Origin of the sequence: Carboxylicivirga sp. M1479, assembly GCF_007097485.1 — a bacterium.
GTDB lineage: Bacteria > Bacteroidota > Bacteroidia > Bacteroidales > Marinilabiliaceae > Carboxylicivirga.
Window position 1 is genome coordinate 23,293 of sequence record NZ_VKDE01000023.1, and the last position, 17,699, is coordinate 40,991.

The window sequence follows — 17,699 nt, forward strand, 5'->3', positions numbered from 1 at the left end:
ACAAAAAATAAAAAAACAATAATTTAGAATAAAGCATACCTGGATGCATATATTGCTAGTTAATTCTATAGGAAAAAATAAATGGGGTGGAGGCGAAAAGTGGATGGTCCTCGCGGCTCAGGAACTAAGCAAAAAAGGGCATAAGGTATTAATTGGTTGCCGTGCCAACTCCATTGTTGAAACCAGAGCAAAAGAAGCAGGTATACAAGTTGTGCGCCTTTGTATATATACCGATATTAGTGTTAAAGGTTATTTCCAATTGAAGTCCATATGTCAAAAGGAGTCGATAGAGTTAGTTATTGGATGTCAGAATAAAGACGTTCGTGTTGCTGGGTTTATGTCGCGAATGAACAATGGGCCCAAGATTCTCAGTCGTCAAGGAGTACAACTCTTGCGTAACAAATCGAAGTACAAATGGAGTTTCTTACCCTATTGCGATGGTATTATAACGAACACCTACTCATTAAAAAAAGAGTATGATAGTTATGGGTGGTGGGATGATGAGTTTGTCAAGGTTATTTTTAACGGTATAAATACTGATGTTTTTTCAAAAGAAATATACGACCTGAGTCAATATATTCATGAAGATGAACTTAAGCCGATTAAGATTGTATCAACAGGTCGCTTAGCCAGTCAAAAAGGATTTGAGTATTTATTAGATGCGGCTAAGCCAATTATCGAAAAGTACCCTCATGTATACTTTTTTATTGCCGGACAAGGCAAGTTGGAGTCGAGTTTGAAAAAGCAAATTAATCGCTTGGGTATTGAAAGGAATGTTCATTTACTCGGTTTTCAAAAAAACGTATCTTCTTTGCTTAATGCAGCCGATTTATTTGTACTTCCGTCGTTGTTTGAGGGAATGCCTAACTCCCTAATGGAGGCTTTAGCACATGGTTTGCCTGCCGTTAGTACCAATGTTAATGGCGTGTCTGAGTTGATGATAGATAATGAGCATGGCTACATCGTACAGTCTGGAGATTCGAAGCAACTAGAGGAAGCCATCGAAAAGTTGATCGCTGATGGTGATTTTAAAAAGAAAGGCTTGGCTGGGGCAGAGCATGTTAAACGTACTTTTTCTATAGACTCGATGATTGAGAATGTGGAATCTCACCTACTTCAAATACTTAGCAAGTAGCTTATTATATCTTGACAAAGAATATTTAACAACTTCAATTTAGCAGGTTTAGTATCATCTCATTATTTTTGTTGCGGCAAACATATAAGCCTTTGCAAAACAATACTTTTTTATGATTCTTACTTTTCTAAATAAATTCTGGCGAAATTTTATATTTTGGTTATTGTTTTTTGCCATTCACCGTTTGGCCTTTATCGTATTCAACCATGGTTATGCCGATGGTGCACCTGTATGGCACCTGTTGGCATCTTTTGGTATAGGGCTGCGCTTAGATAGTTCGTTTACCGGTTACATAATGGGAATTGTAGGTGTAGTTCAGCTTTTACCTACCGTTGTTAGCAGGCAAGTTTGTTTACGCTGTTTTGATTATATCAATTTCACCCTTATTGTTTTGCTAACTGGCTTTATGTTGGGTGATACCTTTTTATATTCTTATTGGGGAAGGCACATGGACTTGGAAGCTCTTGAGTTTATGAAAACTCCTGCCATTGTGATGGCCTCTTTGCATTGGTATGAAATGTTGCTATTTGCCTTGGCCTTGATAGCTAGCTCATACTTTTTTATAAAGTTGTACTTGAAAGTAAGCAAGGTATCGGCAAAAAAAGAAAAGGCTAATTGGAAAAATACGGTGGTTTTAACTTCGGTGATCCTAATCACTACTGCTAGTATGATAGCCCCTATTCGCGGAAGTGTTGGTGTGGCTCCAATAAATACTGGAGTGGCTTACTTTTCAACGCATCGATATGCCAATCACAGCGCTATAAATCCTATGTGGAATTTGGCTTATTCCATGAAAAAGATGGATGCCACTAAGGTTAAGTATCGTTATATGGATGATGCTTTGGCTGATTCGATTTTTGATAGTTTGACGAGGCACTCAGGTGACTATAAGCATCTTTTAACAACAAAACGACCTAATGTTGTTGTTATATTACTAGAGAGTTTTGCCGCTCACGCCATTGAAGCTTTAGGTGGTGCCTCGGTTACACCAACGATTAATAGTTTGATACCCGAAAGTATTTTGTTTAGCAATATTAGAGCTGCTGCCAACCGATCTGATAAAGGTTTGGTGGCCACATTAGCCGGATATCAGGTATTGCCTGCCTACTCCATTATTCGTTTCCCCGAGAAAACGAGTAGTTTACCGTTTTTACCTAAACGATTAAAGGAGAATGGTTATCAAGACTTGACCTATATCTATGGAGGCGATATAAAGTTTAAAAACATGAACTCGTTTGTAACCCAGGCAGGCTTCGAAAAAGTGGTGTCAGTCGATGATTTTGATGATGACTTGCAGGGCGAGAAATGGGGTGTTCACGATGAATATACCTTTCGTCGGTTAGTAGACGAGATGAAGCACTCGGCTGAACCTTATTTTAAATTCTTTTTTACTTTGAGCAGCCATGAGCCCTTTGATGTGCCAATGGAGCGTTTATATGAGGATGATTATCACAATTCCATTGCTTACACCGATAAGTGTTTGGGCGAATTTTTTGAAACGGTTAAAAAGGAAGGTTTTTGGGATAATACCTTGTTTGTTTTATTGGCCGACCATGGTGTTGGTGGGCCTGATCGGCTAAGCATGGAGCAACAGGAGTTTTATCACATACCTATGTTATGGACTGGGGGAGCAGTTGCTTCCAAAGACACTGTAATAAGTAAAATTGGTTCGCAAACCGATATGGCCCGTACTTTGCTTAGCCAGTTAGATATTCCGGCGGATGACATGCGTTTTAGTAAAAACATATTGGATGAAAGTACCGAATCCTTTGCTTTCTTTACGCTTTCTTCATTTGGGATGGCTTTGCTAGAGGAGGAGGCATATCAGGCCTACAACAACAATTTGAAAAAGTTTATATCAATAAGTGGAGCAAGTACTCAAGCAGACAGCTTAAAAGCCAAGGCATATTTGCAAGTATTGTATAATGATTCGAAAAATAGATAAGATGAATAAACCACAATTAAAGAGAGAGGATTTTGAGATAATGGCACCCGTAGGTTCGTACGAATCTTTAAGAGCAGCCATACAAGGAGGAGCTAATTCGGTTTATTTTGGTATTGAGCAGTTGAACATGCGTTCGCGTTCATCCAATAATTTTTCGAATGATGACCTACGTGAACTTGTCAAGATATCGAAGGAACATGGGATTAAAACCTATCTGACGGTTAATGTTGTTATTTTTAATGAGGAGTTGGATACCATGCGCGAGATTATTGACGTGGCCAAGGAAGTTGGGGTAACAGCAGTGATTGCATCCGACCAGGCAGCTATTAATTATGCACATGGCAAGGGTGTTGAAGTACACATCTCAACACAGGTAAATATATCCAATGTTGAAACTTTGAAGTTCTACAGTCATTATGCCGATGTGGTGGTTCTGGCCCGTGAATTAAATATGGAGCAGGTAAAGGCCATTTATCAAAACATTGTGGACGAAGATATACGTGGCCCCAAAGGAGAACTCATACAAATTGAGATGTTTGCTCACGGTGCTTTATGTATGGCAACATCTGGCAAGTGTTATATCAGTTTACATCAGTTAAATGCCTCGGCCAATAGGGGAGGTTGTTTACAGCCTTGCCGACGTGGATATACCGTTACCGAAAAAGAAACGGGCAAGCAAATGGAGTTGGAGAACGATTACATTATGTCGCCCAAGGATCTGAAGACCATCCATTTTTTGAATAAAATGATGGATGCAGGTGTACGCGTTTTTAAGATTGAGGGACGTGCACGCTCAGCAGAATATGTAAAAACGGTTTGCGAGTGTTATAACGAGGCCATTGAAGCTGTTATGGATGGTTCTTATGATGAGGCTAAGATAAAAGAGTGGGACAGTCGTTTGTCCGAGGTCTTCAATCGAGGATTTTGGGATGGTTATTACATGGGACAAAAGTTAGGCGAATGGAGCCATAACTATGGTTCGCGTGCTACCAAAAAGAAAGTGTACATTGGAAAGGGTATGAACTATTTTCCGAAACTTAAAGTGGCTGAATTTTTAATGGAAACTAAATCCTTAAAAGTGGGTGATGAAATACTTATTACCGGACCAACTACAGGTGTCATACAAATGACAGTGCCGGAAATACGTGTTGACCTAAAGCCTGTTGAAGAGACCGTAAAAGGGGAGCGTTTTAGTTTTATAGTTGATGAAAAAATCAGGCGTTCCGATAAATTATATAAGATTGTTGATGCCAATTTGGTTGATAACTAAAGCACCAGGTTGACCAACATATTTTTACATTTTAAAGCAACAAACAATGAATATATCAGGCAATATATCTAAAATGAAAACCAGTATTGAAAACGATGAGGTCGTATATGAATTACGCCTTAACAACGAACTGGTGAATATAAGCGAGTTAGTTGGTAAAACAATTACACTGGAGTATCAGAACCAAATAAACTGTATTGCCTGTGGGAAGAAGACCTCCAAGTCCTTTGCTCAAGGCTTTTGCTATAACTGTTTTCAAACAGCCCCTCAAGCCGAAGAGTGTGTGCTGAAACCTGAGACCTGTCGAGCGCATTTGGGAGAGGCACGTGATATTGAATTTGCCGAAGCCCATTGTTTAATACCACACTATGTGTATTTAGCCATTGCATCGGGTGTAAAGGTGGGTATTACTCGCCATACGCAAATCCCAACGCGCTGGATTGATCAAGGTGCCTCAAAGGCCATTATAATTGCCGAAGTCCCCAATCGCCATATTGCAGGTGTGATGGAAGTGCATCTAAAACAATATTTTGCGGATAAAACCAATTGGCGAGCGATGCTAAAAAATGTGGTGGCCAACGATATCGATATTGCCAGTGAAAAGCTTAAGGCTATTGAGCACTTGCCCGATGAATTAAAACAATATGTTATGGCCGATGCCAAAGAATGGACGCTTAACTACCCTGTTGAAACTTATCCTTTGAAGCCTCAATCCTTAACGTTTGACAAAGAGGCAAAAATAAGTGGAACACTAAAAGGGATAAAAGGTCAGTACCTTTTGCTTGATAACGATCGTGTACTGAATATTCGTAAGCATAATGGTTATTTAGTCTCTGTTCAGGCTGATTAGAATAGTTTCCTTTTATTCGAATTCTACAGGATTGCATCTATATTGACGATTTGTAAGTAATGATGCGATCCTGAATTATATTAAACATTGTTTACTGCACTACTAACTCATCAATCAATAACCAGGATGGATTACCTTTAGCACTATGTGTTGCTGGTAATAAGCCTGCATTATAAACTGATATCTTTAAATAGCGTGCTCTTGCTTTAAAAGGCATGTGGAGTAGGTGGTGTTGGCTTTGCGATTCGTCAAAACTTGCTTGATAACTTGCCGTATGTATCTTTTTGTAAGTTATACCATCGTTGGAAATACTTATCTCAATCATCGACGGAGTGGCAACCCACTTGGCAGGATGCGATAAACAGGATAAATATACTTCTCTGATATTACTGCGTTGCTTGAAGTCAAATAAGAAATCATTATCGGTACCATTAAAACCAATCCAATATTTATCATTAAATTGGTCAATACTGCCCTGCTGCCCATCAAATAAAGCAGCATAACTACCCGAAAAATACTGTTCATCAGGTTGTGGTATTACTTCTATTAGACGAGCTTTAGTAGGTATTTTTTTTATGTATTGTTGCGATACCGTTGCCGATGGATACATATTGTGCTGAAAGGCTCGTGCTTTTAGCTGGCCACTGTTTTTAATCGTTATGGCTTTGTTATAAAGAGCTGAACTAGTGTCGGGTATTTCACCATTTAATGTATAATAGATATTTGTATTACTGCCCTGTGAGCTAATTTGCACTTTGCTTGAGTCGTAAAAGCACAAGGGCTGTGGTTCAATAAGTGGTGCTGGCGTGTTTTGTTTGAGCTTTTTAACAGCTCCTTGCGCTTCCCTCTGGTTTAATCGAAAGCTCAAATCTGCCATAATGGGGTAATGGTCAGAAATGTAAATACCATCTTCTTTAACTTTATAGGTGTTAAAGTGTTTAGCATCAAAAAATCCATTCACAAAAATGTGGTCAATTACTACCTCAGGTGTTTCATCATTAAAGCCATTGTAGGTTTGAATGCTTACAGGTTTGTTGTCGAGCGGTAATTCACGACTATCCCACAATTGATCAAAATCCTGCCAGTTTTCGGTCATGGTGGTGTACATGCGTTCGTTTGGCTGTGCGTTAAAGTCTCCAGTTAAAATAAGTGGTGCGCCGCTGGCTATGGTATTCATTTTTTTGAGTAGTAATATGGTGCTTTCGTTACGAGCATAGGAACTCATATGGCTAAAGTGGGTGTTAAACACATAAAAGATATAGCCCTGTTGAATGTCCTTAAGCTGCACCCAGCTAACAATACGAGGATAGGTAGCCCCCCAACTAACACTGCCAGGGATCTCTGGTGTTTCCGATAACCAAAAGTAGGATGACGCCAATAGTTCGTATTTATTCTTGAGGTAAAAGACAGGGGTAAACTCACCCTTTTCTTTTCCGTCATCACGGCCGGCACCAACATAATGGTATTGCTCTAGGTTAATTTGTATGTCATCCAATTGGTGTTTCATTACTTCCTGAAAGCCAATGATGTCGGGTGTTGCTTCTTTGAGAAATGAATAAACCAGGGCTTTGCGATTGGCCCAGGCATTAATCCCATCATTGGGATTGTCGTAGCGAATGTTAAAGCTCATCGTTTTTACTACACGTTCTTGTTTGGTGCAGTAATACAGAAAGCTGCCAATGACAACTACGCAGAGGATTAAAAGGCTTCGGATATGTGCCATGTTTAGGGTTGGTGTTTGGGGTTGGAGCCGAGTTTATATTTAATGTGTCCTGTCTTTATTAAGTCGTGGTGGTTAATGAAAAAGCGATCGTAAGGATGTCCGTTTATTTGTATTTCTTTAATGAATATATCATCGGGCGATTTACGTTGCGACTCAATAACTATTTGTTTGTTTTCATAAATGGAGGTGTCTAGATGAATGGTTATTTTATCAAAAAGCGGACTTGATAGGGTGTAGTTCATATCACCTGGACAGCTTGGATAGAGTCCCATCATGCTGTAAATAAGCCAGGCCGATAATGTGCCAGTGTCGTCGTTACCAGGTAATCCGCCAGGCTCGTTTTTGAAATAGCGCTTAATGCAGTCGTGCACCTGCTTTTGCGTTCGCCATTCCTCACCACTGGCATAATTAAATAGATACGGATACCCCATATCCGGCTCATTACTCATATCAAACAAGCTATCTTTAAAGCATTTGTTAAGCTGTTGTACAAATTTGTTTTTACCACCCATTAAACGAATAAGGCCTTTGGTGTCGTGAGGGACAGCAAATGAGTACTGCCACGAGCTGCCCTCGTGAAAGCCATTAGCTGCTTGGAAGTTTTCACCTTGTAAGGGGTCGAATCCCTCCATGTACTTACCCTCCTCGGTCACAGGTCTTAGTAACTTATAATCTTTGTCAAAGTACTTTTTGTAGCCCATGGATCGTTGCAGGGATTTCCGATGGGTGGTTTTATCTCCCATTTCATTGGCCATTAGCGCCAGATTATAGTCCGAAATATAAAGTTCTAAAGCCTGCGAAACCGAGTTGTCAAATTCTTTGGTAAAAGGGATGTAATGATTCTCCAGATAGAACTCATTATCATGACGAATAAAATTATCAGCGCTTGTGTTGGCGTGTTTTAACATGGCCAGATAAGCCGCATTCACATCAAAATCGGTAAGACCTCGTCGATAAGTATCATTAATAACTATTAAAGCTGGGTCTCCTTCCATCACATCGGCCTCACGACCATAAATTTCCCATTTTGGTAGCCAGCCACTCTCTTTGTACATATCCACCATGTTACGAACCATGGTCAGTTGCTTTTGTGGGTAAAGCAGCGACATGAGTGGATGGACCGTACGGTAGGTATCCCATAGTGAAAAAACAGTGTAGCGATTTTCTTTTTGACTGTTCAGAATTGCATCGGACTCCATTGCCGGGTAATCGCCATTAACATCCTGTAAAATATTGGGATGTAGCAACAAATGATAAAGGGCTGTGTAAAACTGTATACGATCATTCTCGGTGCCGCCTTCCACTTCAACAACCATAAGCTCCTTATTCCAGGCTTCAAAAGCTTGCTTTTTTATCTGCTCAAATGATAAGTTGGTTTGTTCCTTCTCCAGGTTCTCCCGTGCGTTTTCAATGCTAACATAACTAACGCCCACTTGCACCTCAACTTGCTCACCCTCCTCGGCATCAAATGAAAAACAGGCGCCTATTTTTTCGCCCGAAAGCTCCTTGTTGTATTTTGTATATAGTTTATAGCTATTACTGCTTGAACTCCAGTTGTGTCGGGCTCCGGGTAATTGTTGGTGAAACTTCCAGTAAGCGCTTTTCATATTATCGCGCTTAATCCGTAAAACAAAATAAACGGGTATTACAGCATCGGGGCGGTAGCAAAAGGTTCCCATTAGTTTATAGCCCTCAATTTCGTTGTTGGCCACACGTTTAATGTGTGCCCCACTTTCATTAGTCAGTCCATGCCCCAGGTCGATTAATATATTGGCTTTGCCAGCAGGAAAGGTAAAACGACTTAGTCCCGAGCGGTTTGTGGCTGTTACTTCAGCATCAATCTTGTAACGTTCTAAGTGAGTAGAATAGTAGCCCGGTTCAGCTTTTTGTTCCGATAGTTTTGATCCGTATTTATTGACATCAACGATAAGCTCTCCGCAAGTGGGCATTACCACTATGCTTCCCAAATCGGGGCATCCTACACCGCTTAAGTTAACGTGCGAGAACCCTGTCATCCATTTATTATTATATACGTATGGGTTGCTGCACCAATTATTGGTATTGGAGTATTCGTTGCCTGGATGAGGTGTAACATTAAACGGAACAACGGAAACCATGCCATGAGGCCTTACTGCTCCCGGATGGGTAGCACCATAATTAGAAGTGCCAATAAATGGATTGACCAAATTCGCTGGCTCTTGGGCTGTGAGCTGATGGCATAGTAAGGCGATGAAAATTACTAAGACTCCTTTCATAACGTGACTTTGGATGAGCCTTAAAGATATAACCTTCTGTTGGTAATTGCTGTAGTTTTAGATGGATTGCTATAATGAGTTGATTATTAACTTAATATTGGGGATGAGTGCAGCGATGCAATGATTTGATAAAAGGCGTGTTTTGATTCATATCAATTGGCCAATGGGCTTTTATGTAGTTGAGTCTTGTAGGTTAGTAGGCTTATGTGCATCTTTAAAAGCAGTAAATAGTGTCATGATGCATTTAAGCTCTAATGCAGTAAATAAGCCAATTAATAATGAAAAATTTACTTGAAATTTGTTGTTACTCCTTCGAATCGGCTAAGTTGGCTCAAGAAGCTGGTGCCCATCGCATTGAATTGTGTGATAATTACTTGGAGGGCGGAACAACACCATCCCATGCAACCATTAAACATGCTGTTGACCAACTACAGATACCTGTTAATGTGATTATTCGTCCGCGTGGAGGGGACTTTTTATATTCACAGCATGAATTTGAAGTGATGAAACAGGATGTAATTAATGCCCAAAAGCTTGGTGTTAATGGTGTGGTTTTCGGTATGCTTAAACCAGATGGGGAAATAGATGTTGAGCGAACAAAAGAACTAATGGCTTTGGCACCTTCGCTTGATTTTACCTTTCATCGGGCATTTGATATGTGCCGTAACCATTTGCAGGCTCTTGAAAAACTTAAGCAGTGTGGTGTTAATCGCGTGCTTACTTCGGGTGGTATGAATACGGCTTATGAGGGAATAGATTTGCTAGCTGATTTAGTGACAGCGGCCAATAAGCAAATTGTAGTGATGCCTGGTAGCGGAATTAATGCATCAAACATTGCCACCATACGGCAACAAACTGGTGCTTCAGAATTTCATGCCTCGGCCAAAACCTTTGTGAGTAGTGCTATGCAATACTTTAACCCGGCTATTAGCATGGGCAAAGATGGTAATGTAGATGAGTACCAAAGGATAAGTGTTGAGGTTGAGCAGATAACAAAAATGATTAATATACTTAGATAAACGAGATGCAGATGAAATTAATGATAGCCGTATTTTCGATTCTACTTGCCTTGGTGAGTTGTCAACCAGAAACATCTTTACCGCGCATAGCTGTTGCAGGCTTAGCAATAGAATCAAGTACCTTTTCTCCTGCAATAACACATGAAGATGCCTTTCATACCCTTTATGGAGCCGATGTTTTAAAATATTATCCATTCTTACGAGATGGTTCAAAAGCTCGTCAACAGGCAATTTGGTTTCCAACATTGAAGGCTAAAGCTATACCAGGCGGTATTGTTTCGCGCGAAGCTTATGAGTCCTTACTCGCACAAACACTTGAAAGGCTGGAGGAAAATTTGCCATACGATGCCATGTATCTTGAGTTACATGGCGCAATGAGTGTGGTTGGTTTGGATGATCCTGAAGCGGATTATGTGGAGCACATACGTAAACTTGTTGGAGAGAAAACAATTATTTCAACGTGTATGGATCTACATGGCAATGTATCTGAGCGATTAGCTCAGAATCTTGATTTAATTACCTGTTATTGCATGGCACCGCATGAAGATGCTATGGAATCAAAGCAGCGTGCTGTTGAAACCTTACTCGAAAGATTAAAGAATGGCAAAGGCAAGCCAAAATATAAGGCATGGGTGCCTGTTCCTATTTTATTACCTGGTGAAAAAACAAGTACCCGCATTGAACCTGGTAAAAGTTTGTACGCTCAATTGGTGCCGGCTTCAGCACAAGAAGGTGTGTTGGATGCCTCTATTTGGGTAGGTTATGCCTGGGCCGATGAGCCACGTAATAGGGCCGTTGTGATGGTAACTGGAGATGATAAAGATAAGGTGAAATTAACCGCTGAGGAATTGGCACAGAACTTTTGGGATGTACGAAATCAATTCGAATTTGTAGCTCCTGTAGCCAGCCTTGATGAATGTTTAGAGCTAGCAATTAATAGTAGCAAACATCCGTTTATTATTAGCGATATGGGAGATAACCCTACTGCAGGAGGGGCTGGCGATGTTACTTGGACTTTAACGGAGTTGCTAGCTCGTAATGAATTTAAGGCTGCTGATGGGCCATCGCTCATATACGCTTCTATCCCCGGTCCTGAGTTGGTTGATAAAGCAGTAGAAGTAGGTATTGGCGGCCATGTTGAAGCGAATGTTGGAGCTATGGTCGATCAGCGTTATTCGCCTCCAATACGTTTAAAGGGAAAAGTAGAAGCCATTAAACACGGCGATAAACATGCCGAATCAGAGGTAGTTGTAAAAGTAGGAAGCATTTCGGTGATTGTGACTAAGAAACGAAAGCCCTATCATTACGAAAAAGACTTTTCTGAACTAGGATTGAATCCGCGTGAAACAGATATTGTAGTTGTGAAAATTGGCTATCTGGTGCCTGAGTTATACAATATGCGAGCCGACTGGATGATGGCTTTAACGCCAGGGGGCGTTGATCAACAGCTTGAGCGACTAGGGTATAAAAGAGTGGTCAGACCAATGTTTCCTTTAGACAAAGAGATGGATGATCCGAACTTGAAAGCAACTATGATACCTGTAAGTGGTGAGTAGTGATCGCTATTAACCTGAGTTCGATTAAAATTTAAGAGCTCAGATTTCATTAAGTGATTGATATACAATCTAAATTTTTGAGGCATAGTAAACTATGGCGATTAAATTTAGAGCAGTAGATCGATTATTTAATGAAAAGATTAATGTATCCACTTATAAACATCGATTTTCTGCGTCATATTCGTTCGACATAGCCAGCTATGCCTTCACAAATAGTCCTTAAAACTCAATATTTATAAGCGATCTGAGCAATAAATTTTACGTCGAACTCAGGTTATTAAATTTTCGTCATCTAAAGAATGGTGAAAAGCAGAACGGTCAAGTCTTAGTGTTTAATAACTTTGATGCTTGACTGTTTTGTGTAAGCTATGAAGGAGTTAAATTTTTTTATTGCTGCATACGTGCATTTCGAAACATAAATGGTATAACAAAGCATTTCAAAGATCGGTTTTAAATTTAATTGCCACGTGTGAGTTTAACTTACTTATAATACCCTTTCTCTCTTTTGCATGACTCTTTGGTAAACTTATATGGCTCTTAGACTGCTTCGGTTGATTCTTTCTGGGTTCTATTTTACCTTATCGGGCCGTAGGTTGATATTTTCGTTACTCTATTTAAGCTTATCGGGACTTCGGTTGATACTATCGGGATGTAGGTTAACACATCCTGGGCTTCGGTTAGGACAATTTTGCCTTCGGTTGACATTTCTGAACTTCTGGTCAATCAAATAATAAGGAATCATTATTAAAATGCGCCATTAGCGCATACCATTATTAAGCCGCATTGCTTAAGATATGGTTATGAAATTAAATGGAATAATTATCGTCCTAGCTTACCTATTCTTCGCAATTAAAGCCGCCACTACAGCAGCACACAAACCACTATCAATGTTCACTACCGTTAGGTTAAAGCTGCTTCTTTAGCTCTAAAGCCATGGATATTCCAATGATCTGGAGCGTATGGGCTTGTTCAATTTAAGGCCCTTCTTAATATTGGTTCGAACTGAAGTAGATACCTGTGAGTATATCTGATTCATTAAAGCAGAATGATAAGCGAGCTTCATCATAAAAAATATACACTGTATTTTTTGAAGTTGTGTGAAACCCGCGATTTAGACTAGAGGTGATTGACTTTAGGTCATCTCCCAGCTTTATTTTTCTTTTCCCCAATAATAATGTCAGCCCGTGTATCTCAATTGTGAAACCAGTGGTTATGCTACCCGATTGAGCCGTTAATATAAAACTGTTAGAGCCTACCTTTTTTTTGATAATATTCTCATCAGGTGTTTGAGGGATTTCCTTAGGGTCATTTTTAATGGCTCTTAATTGTAAACCGTCTATACCGAGTTTTCCTGTATAATAATCAACTTGGGCTGGTAATTCTTTATTATTTTTAGCGTAGGTATTTATCTCATATTTATTGATGTTCAGGGCTTCATCTCCATAATCATAGTGTTGGGCATTCGATAACAAAGCAACCATGGCGAAGATAATTAGCAACGAATGTTTCATCTTAATTGAATTTACCTATTCTTAGCAATTAATGCTGCCACTACAGCAGCACGCAAACCACCGTCAATATTCACAACCGTTAGGTTAGGGGCACAGCTGGCCAGCATACTGGTTAGTGCTGCTTCTTTGGCTCTAAAGCCATAACCCACCGATGTGGGTACACCAATTACTGGCAGTGGCACTAGCGATGCTACGAAAGGTGCCAAGGCTCCTTCCATGCCTGCCACCACAATAACCGCCGACACATCTTGTTCGATGCCGAGCTTGATAGCTTCCAAAACACGGGTTGGGTGGGCAATGCCACGGTCCTCAAACACCATAGGTTCGACACCAACAGCCTTAAGAATTACCTCACACTCGTATGTTACTGGATGATCGGCTGCTCCGGCACTGATAACAAGTATTTTGCCTTTAGGTGTTGGCATCTCGCCAATAACGGTGGCATTAACCGACCACAGCACGGGAAATTGATCTTTGAAATGCTCATTCAGTTCTTTGTAGAACGGACTACGTGATACCACCACCCGTGGATGCTTTTCGAGTAGTTTACTTGTTAACTCAATGGTTTGCTCCAGGGTTTTGTATTCGCCATAAATGATTTCAGGTATGTTCGTACGCATGCCTCTGTTCACATCTAATATGTAGCGACTGGCGGTTTCCATCCAATCCAATGAGAAATGACGTTGAGCATCTTCTTTTGATATTTCGCCTTTTTGTATCTGTTCAAATAGTTCGTCGAAAGTCATGGTAAATGAGTAATGATAAATGGTTAATGATGAATGAGTAATGGTTAATGATAAATGGTGCGTTGTAATTCAATAACTAACCATTAATAATTGATACTTAACCATTGTCCATTAATATTTTATTCTTTTATCGTATTCATTAGGGCGTGAGCGCTTGACATCAATTGTAACAAATAAGCAAACATCGCCACCCATCTCAAAGAGCTTCTCCCGCACGGAGGCATCGGCCAAAAGCGCATAGCTTTCTGGTTTAGAAAGCTCAATGCGCATGTGATCTTCATCATCAATACGGCAACGTACATGGTAATCGTTGGTTTGCTTTATGAGGTAATTCTCTATTTTATAAATGGCTTTAATGCGCTCTGGTGTTAATAGCTTGTTGTAATTGATGCGTGTAGCCAGGCAGCTTTCGTGATCGGCAAAATCAGGATCGGCACCCAATGCGATGGCTATGTCTTTGGTTTCCCACGAGGTAATGCCCAATTCGGCCAGTGGTGATTGTACTTTGTACTCATCCAGGGCCTGTTTGCCTGGTCGGTAATTGCCCAGGTCGCTGGCTGTGGTGCCATCAAATAAGGGTAGACCATCTTGCGGTGCCAGTGATAGGATGTGGCTTTTGCAATGGTAGCAACGTTTTTCAGGATTATCAACTACTACCTGGCCTGGTGTTACATTAATAATTTTTAGTTCGGGAGCTCCCAGGCTTTTGGCTTGCTGGGCCATATCATCGGCCTTAGCGCGGTTAAAACCGTTATTTACCCATATGGGTATGATATTGGCCTTTGCTTGCATGGCGGCACCTAGAACGGCGCTGCTATCAAAGCCTCCTGAGAAAAGCAGGTAGCCCTTTGTATTTGTTTTGAACCAGTTGATTAATGCGTCTTTCTTTTCCATAGTCCTTAAATTTCGCTTTAAGATATATAAAAATTCTTTTTAGAGAAGAGAGATGCGACGAAGAGCAGGATTATAGCAATTAGCTTCAAAATATTAACACAGATAGCTTTCTAATAGAAAACTATCTGTGTTATACTGCTACAATATTTAAACATCGCGAAATGGGATAACACACATGCAGACTTGATACATATTTTAAGAAATGATGCATTTTTAATTTAGGTGAACTCTAATGTTTTGAATTTACCTATCTGATAATTTGTTACTCGTTTTGAGATTTCTCAAAATAAGTTCTTCAAGTTTCTTTTGAATAATTGGCTTAGTAATAAAGTCATCACACCCAGCATTTAAAGCCCTCAATTTATCACCTTCCTCAGTATATGCTGTTTGTGCAATTATAGGTACTCCTGGATACAGTTCTTTTATTCTTTTAGTTGCTTCAAAGCCATCAATGTTGGGCATTTTTAAGTCCATTAAAATAATATCAATTTGCCTGGTTTTGCACGCATCAATTGCTTCCTCACCATTTCTAACTGTAATGACCTTACGTACAAAATCCATCTTATTCAAGTAGGTTTCTAATAGCAATGAATTTATTTCTTCATCTTCAGCAATTAGTACAATACATCCTTGATTGTTTATTTCTGTTTCAGACATTTGTATTGCTGAGCTTGGGGTATTAAATGGTAAGGTGACAATAACTGTTGCGCCTTTTCCTGACTCTGATATTATTTCAATATCTCCGTCCATTAATCTTGCATTTTCTCTGGCTATTGATAAGCCAAGGCCTAATCCACCAACTTTATCAGCAAGATTTTTTTTCTCTTGAGAAAAACGTTCAAATATTAAGTGCTGATATTCTTCTTGTATTCCAATGCCGGTATCTTTAATATAAATTAATACTTTAGGTGAAGTGCTATTTATTTGTACACTGAAACCCAACTCAATGGAGCCATGACTTGTAAACTTGAAAGCATTATCAAGCAAGTGATTAAGTATCTTATATAGCTTATCTTCATCTACGAGAATATTACACTCTTGAACCGTAGTTTCCTTTTGAATATATAAGTGTATGCCGTTTTTTACGGCTCTTGCATTATGACTGGAAAAGAGATTTAAAATCAGCTCATCCAAATTCACTTCTGTTACAACAAGTTTAACCTGTTTTGTTTCCAGCTTTGAAATCTCTAGAATATTATCTATAATTCCCAGAAGCTGAGTGCCACAGCTTTGAACAATATCAATATAACTAGACCTATCCTTCTCAGATGTATTTTCAGACTTTAATAAATTTGTAAAGCCGATAATTCCGTTCATCGGAGTCCTTATCTCATGAGACATATTATTAATGAATTCTGTTTTCAAAATGTCACTTTCTTCTGCTTTATTTTTTGCATTAATCAATTGAGTCTCTACTTCCTTCCTGTCAGATATATCAGTGAAAATAATGACAAAGCTCTCAACCGTTTTATCTATTACCCCAATAGGAAATATTTTAGCCCATGCAGTAAACTTTTCTCCCGTTTTTTTGCTACCTATTAATTCTCCACTCCATTGACCATCATATTTTAGTATATCTTGCAGCTGGTTTATTAATTGTTCATTTTTTGTTTTATCAATCCACGAGAGTAACTCTTGACCAACCATATCTTGGTTGGTAAAACCTGTTGTTTCAAAAAAAGCAGGATTCACATTTGTGATCTCACAATTAGAATCAGCAATTACAATTGATTGATGACTTTGGTAATAAACTAATGAACCAAGTTCACGTTCCGTAATATCAGCATGGGTGCCAAGCATCCTTGTTGCAACACTTTTTTTATTTCGCTCAACCACTTTACCCTTTGAACAAATTCTTGACCAAGATTTATTTTTTCGCAATACTCTATATTCGGTAGAGAAGAAATTTGTTTTTCCATCTAAGTGCTTAACTAGTTCACTCTTTACATGTTCAATATCGTCTGGATGAATTTTTATGATCTCCTCCTTATTTGCTTGTTCATTCTTAACTAGGAAACTATAAAAAGGGCTATTGTATATTGAATTGCCAATTTTATTTTTAATATCCCACTCCCATATCGCCTCATCAGTTCCTTCTAATAAAAATTGCCAACGCTTTTCACTTGATAATAATTCCTGTTCAGCTTTTTTACGCAATGATTTTTCACGTAGTAAATCAATGGTTCGAGCAGAAAGATTATCATACATTTTCAATATTGTTTCGATAAGGGTTTTCATCGAGCCTGACATTTCATTGTTGGCAAATATCTTTGATTCTTCAAATGAATACCCTGAGTTCATATGCCCAACGGCAATAGCCATACGCTTGTCGGAGTCTAATATATGATAAGCTAACCAATTGGTTAAAAATGACAAAAGCTCTTGAGTTACCTGAGGTTCAGAAAGGTCACCTTTTTCATTTTTGAGGTTTATAATTTCATTGACAAAACTCTTGTGTGTTTTTGAATGTTCATCACTCCAAAGGCATCCCTTCATATTGGTATTCCAATATTCTTCTTCTGTTTTAAAATGATAGTCAGTGTATTGTATTAATTCGTCAAAAATTGAGTCTAGTATCGATATGGAAGAATGCTGTACTACATGTATAGCTAAACGATTAACTATCGATACCAACTTCATATGCTGCTTATCAATGATTTCGATATCTGTTTCAAAATTCTTATTCCATGGAAGAATATCAAAGTTATCTAACTCTTTCATACACATTTTTGATGATTAGTTGTTGATGGGTTTTGCAGACACCGCTTGTTTTATATTGGCCAAAATGCAGTGGA

General features: G+C 39.2%; 12 protein-coding genes. 6 read left to right on the forward strand and 6 right to left on the reverse strand.

The annotated features are described in order from the left end of the window. Nucleotides 1-43: 43 nt before the first annotated feature. The 4 genes from FNN09_RS14480 (at nt 44) to FNN09_RS14495 (ending at nt 5,200) form a co-directional block, all read left to right on the forward strand. The gene (locus FNN09_RS14480; RefSeq protein ID WP_143303086.1) at nt 44-1,135 is read left to right on the forward strand and encodes a glycosyltransferase family 4 protein; all 1,092 of its coding nucleotides are present in this window, start codon (nt 44-46) and stop codon (nt 1,133-1,135) included. A 112-nt stretch (nt 1,136-1,247) separates the two neighbouring features. Further along, nucleotides 1,248-3,080, forward strand: a complete 1,833-nt coding sequence (locus tag FNN09_RS14485) for an LTA synthase family protein (RefSeq protein WP_143303087.1) — start codon at nt 1,248-1,250, stop codon at nt 3,078-3,080. 1 nt (nt 3,081) lies between these two features. Beyond that, nucleotides 3,082-4,350, forward strand: coding sequence for a peptidase U32 family protein (locus tag FNN09_RS14490; protein ID WP_143303088.1), 1,269 nt, complete (start codon nt 3,082-3,084; stop codon nt 4,348-4,350). Nucleotides 4,351-4,396: 46 nt separating this feature from the next. Beyond that, nucleotides 4,397-5,200 carry a DUF2797 domain-containing protein gene (locus FNN09_RS14495; RefSeq protein WP_143303089.1) on the forward strand — a complete coding sequence of 268 codons (804 nt, stop codon included), beginning with the start codon at nt 4,397-4,399 and terminating at the stop codon, nt 5,198-5,200. Nucleotides 5,201-5,291: 91 nt separating this feature from the next. Here FNN09_RS14495 and FNN09_RS14500 read toward each other — a convergent pair whose 3' ends face one another. Both FNN09_RS14500 and FNN09_RS14505 read right to left on the reverse strand, forming a co-directional pair. Next, entirely contained in the window at nt 5,292-6,830 is a 1,539-nt protein-coding gene (locus FNN09_RS14500) for an endonuclease/exonuclease/phosphatase family protein (protein WP_185969019.1), read from the reverse strand. A gap of 95 nt (nt 6,831-6,925) precedes the next feature. After that, complete coding sequence (locus tag FNN09_RS14505; protein ID WP_143303091.1) at nt 6,926-9,178, reverse strand: GH92 family glycosyl hydrolase; 2,253 nt, start codon at nt 9,176-9,178, stop codon at nt 6,926-6,928. Nucleotides 9,179-9,456: 278 nt separating this feature from the next. Here FNN09_RS14505 and FNN09_RS14510 point away from each other — a divergent pair, with 278 nt between their 5' ends. Both FNN09_RS14510 and FNN09_RS14515 read left to right on the forward strand, forming a co-directional pair. Beyond that, a complete protein-coding gene (locus FNN09_RS14510; RefSeq protein WP_143303092.1) occupies nt 9,457-10,197 on the forward strand; it encodes a copper homeostasis protein CutC in 741 nt (246 codons plus the stop codon). Nucleotides 10,198-10,208: 11 nt separating this feature from the next. Then, complete coding sequence (locus FNN09_RS14515) at nt 10,209-11,753, forward strand: M81 family metallopeptidase (RefSeq protein ID WP_143303093.1); 1,545 nt, start codon at nt 10,209-10,211, stop codon at nt 11,751-11,753. Between the two features lie 986 nt (nt 11,754-12,739). Here FNN09_RS14515 and FNN09_RS14520 read toward each other — a convergent pair. From FNN09_RS14520 to FNN09_RS14535, 4 genes are all read right to left on the reverse strand, one after another. Continuing rightward, nucleotides 12,740-13,264 (reverse strand): hypothetical protein, encoded by a 525-nt coding sequence (locus FNN09_RS14520; protein ID WP_143303094.1) that lies wholly within the window; start codon nt 13,262-13,264, stop codon nt 12,740-12,742. Between the two features lie 11 nt (nt 13,265-13,275). Next, a complete protein-coding gene (gene larB / locus FNN09_RS14525; RefSeq protein ID WP_143303095.1) occupies nt 13,276-14,010 on the reverse strand; it encodes a nickel pincer cofactor biosynthesis protein LarB in 735 nt (244 codons plus the stop codon). Between the two features lie 111 nt (nt 14,011-14,121). Then, nucleotides 14,122-14,904: an exoenzyme S synthesis protein B gene (locus FNN09_RS14530; protein WP_143303096.1), complete on the reverse strand. Its 783-nt coding sequence runs from the start codon at nt 14,902-14,904 to the stop codon at nt 14,122-14,124. 243 nt (nt 14,905-15,147) lie between these two features. Beyond that, nucleotides 15,148-17,625, reverse strand: coding sequence for a bacteriohemerythrin (locus FNN09_RS14535; protein ID WP_185969020.1), 2,478 nt, complete (start codon nt 17,623-17,625; stop codon nt 15,148-15,150). Nucleotides 17,626-17,699: the final 74 nt, after the last annotated feature.

Bases quoted from the DNA above. Each gene is read 5' to 3' on its own strand.
- FNN09_RS14480 (WP_143303086.1), top strand. From the start codon at position 44: ATGCATATATTGCTAGTTAATTCTATAGGAAAAAATAAATGGGGTGGA.
- FNN09_RS14485 (WP_143303087.1), top strand. From the start codon at position 1,248: ATGATTCTTACTTTTCTAAATAAATTCTGGCGAAATTTTATATTTTGG.
- FNN09_RS14490 (WP_143303088.1), top strand. From the start codon at position 3,082: ATGAATAAACCACAATTAAAGAGAGAGGATTTTGAGATAATGGCACCC.
- FNN09_RS14495 (WP_143303089.1), top strand. From the start codon at position 4,397: ATGAATATATCAGGCAATATATCTAAAATGAAAACCAGTATTGAAAAC.
- FNN09_RS14500 (WP_185969019.1), bottom strand. From the start codon at position 6,830: ATGAGCTTTAACATTCGCTACGACAATCCCAATGATGGGATTAATGCC.
- FNN09_RS14505 (WP_143303091.1), bottom strand. From the start codon at position 9,178: ATGAAAGGAGTCTTAGTAATTTTCATCGCCTTACTATGCCATCAGCTC.
- FNN09_RS14510 (WP_143303092.1), top strand. From the start codon at position 9,457: ATGAAAAATTTACTTGAAATTTGTTGTTACTCCTTCGAATCGGCTAAG.
- FNN09_RS14515 (WP_143303093.1), top strand. From the start codon at position 10,209: ATGAAATTAATGATAGCCGTATTTTCGATTCTACTTGCCTTGGTGAGT.
- FNN09_RS14520 (WP_143303094.1), bottom strand. From the start codon at position 13,264: ATGAAACATTCGTTGCTAATTATCTTCGCCATGGTTGCTTTGTTATCG.
- larB (WP_143303095.1), bottom strand. From the start codon at position 14,010: ATGACTTTCGACGAACTATTTGAACAGATACAAAAAGGCGAAATATCA.
- FNN09_RS14530 (WP_143303096.1), bottom strand. From the start codon at position 14,904: ATGGAAAAGAAAGACGCATTAATCAACTGGTTCAAAACAAATACAAAG.
- FNN09_RS14535 (WP_185969020.1), bottom strand. From the start codon at position 17,625: ATGAAAGAGTTAGATAACTTTGATATTCTTCCATGGAATAAGAATTTT.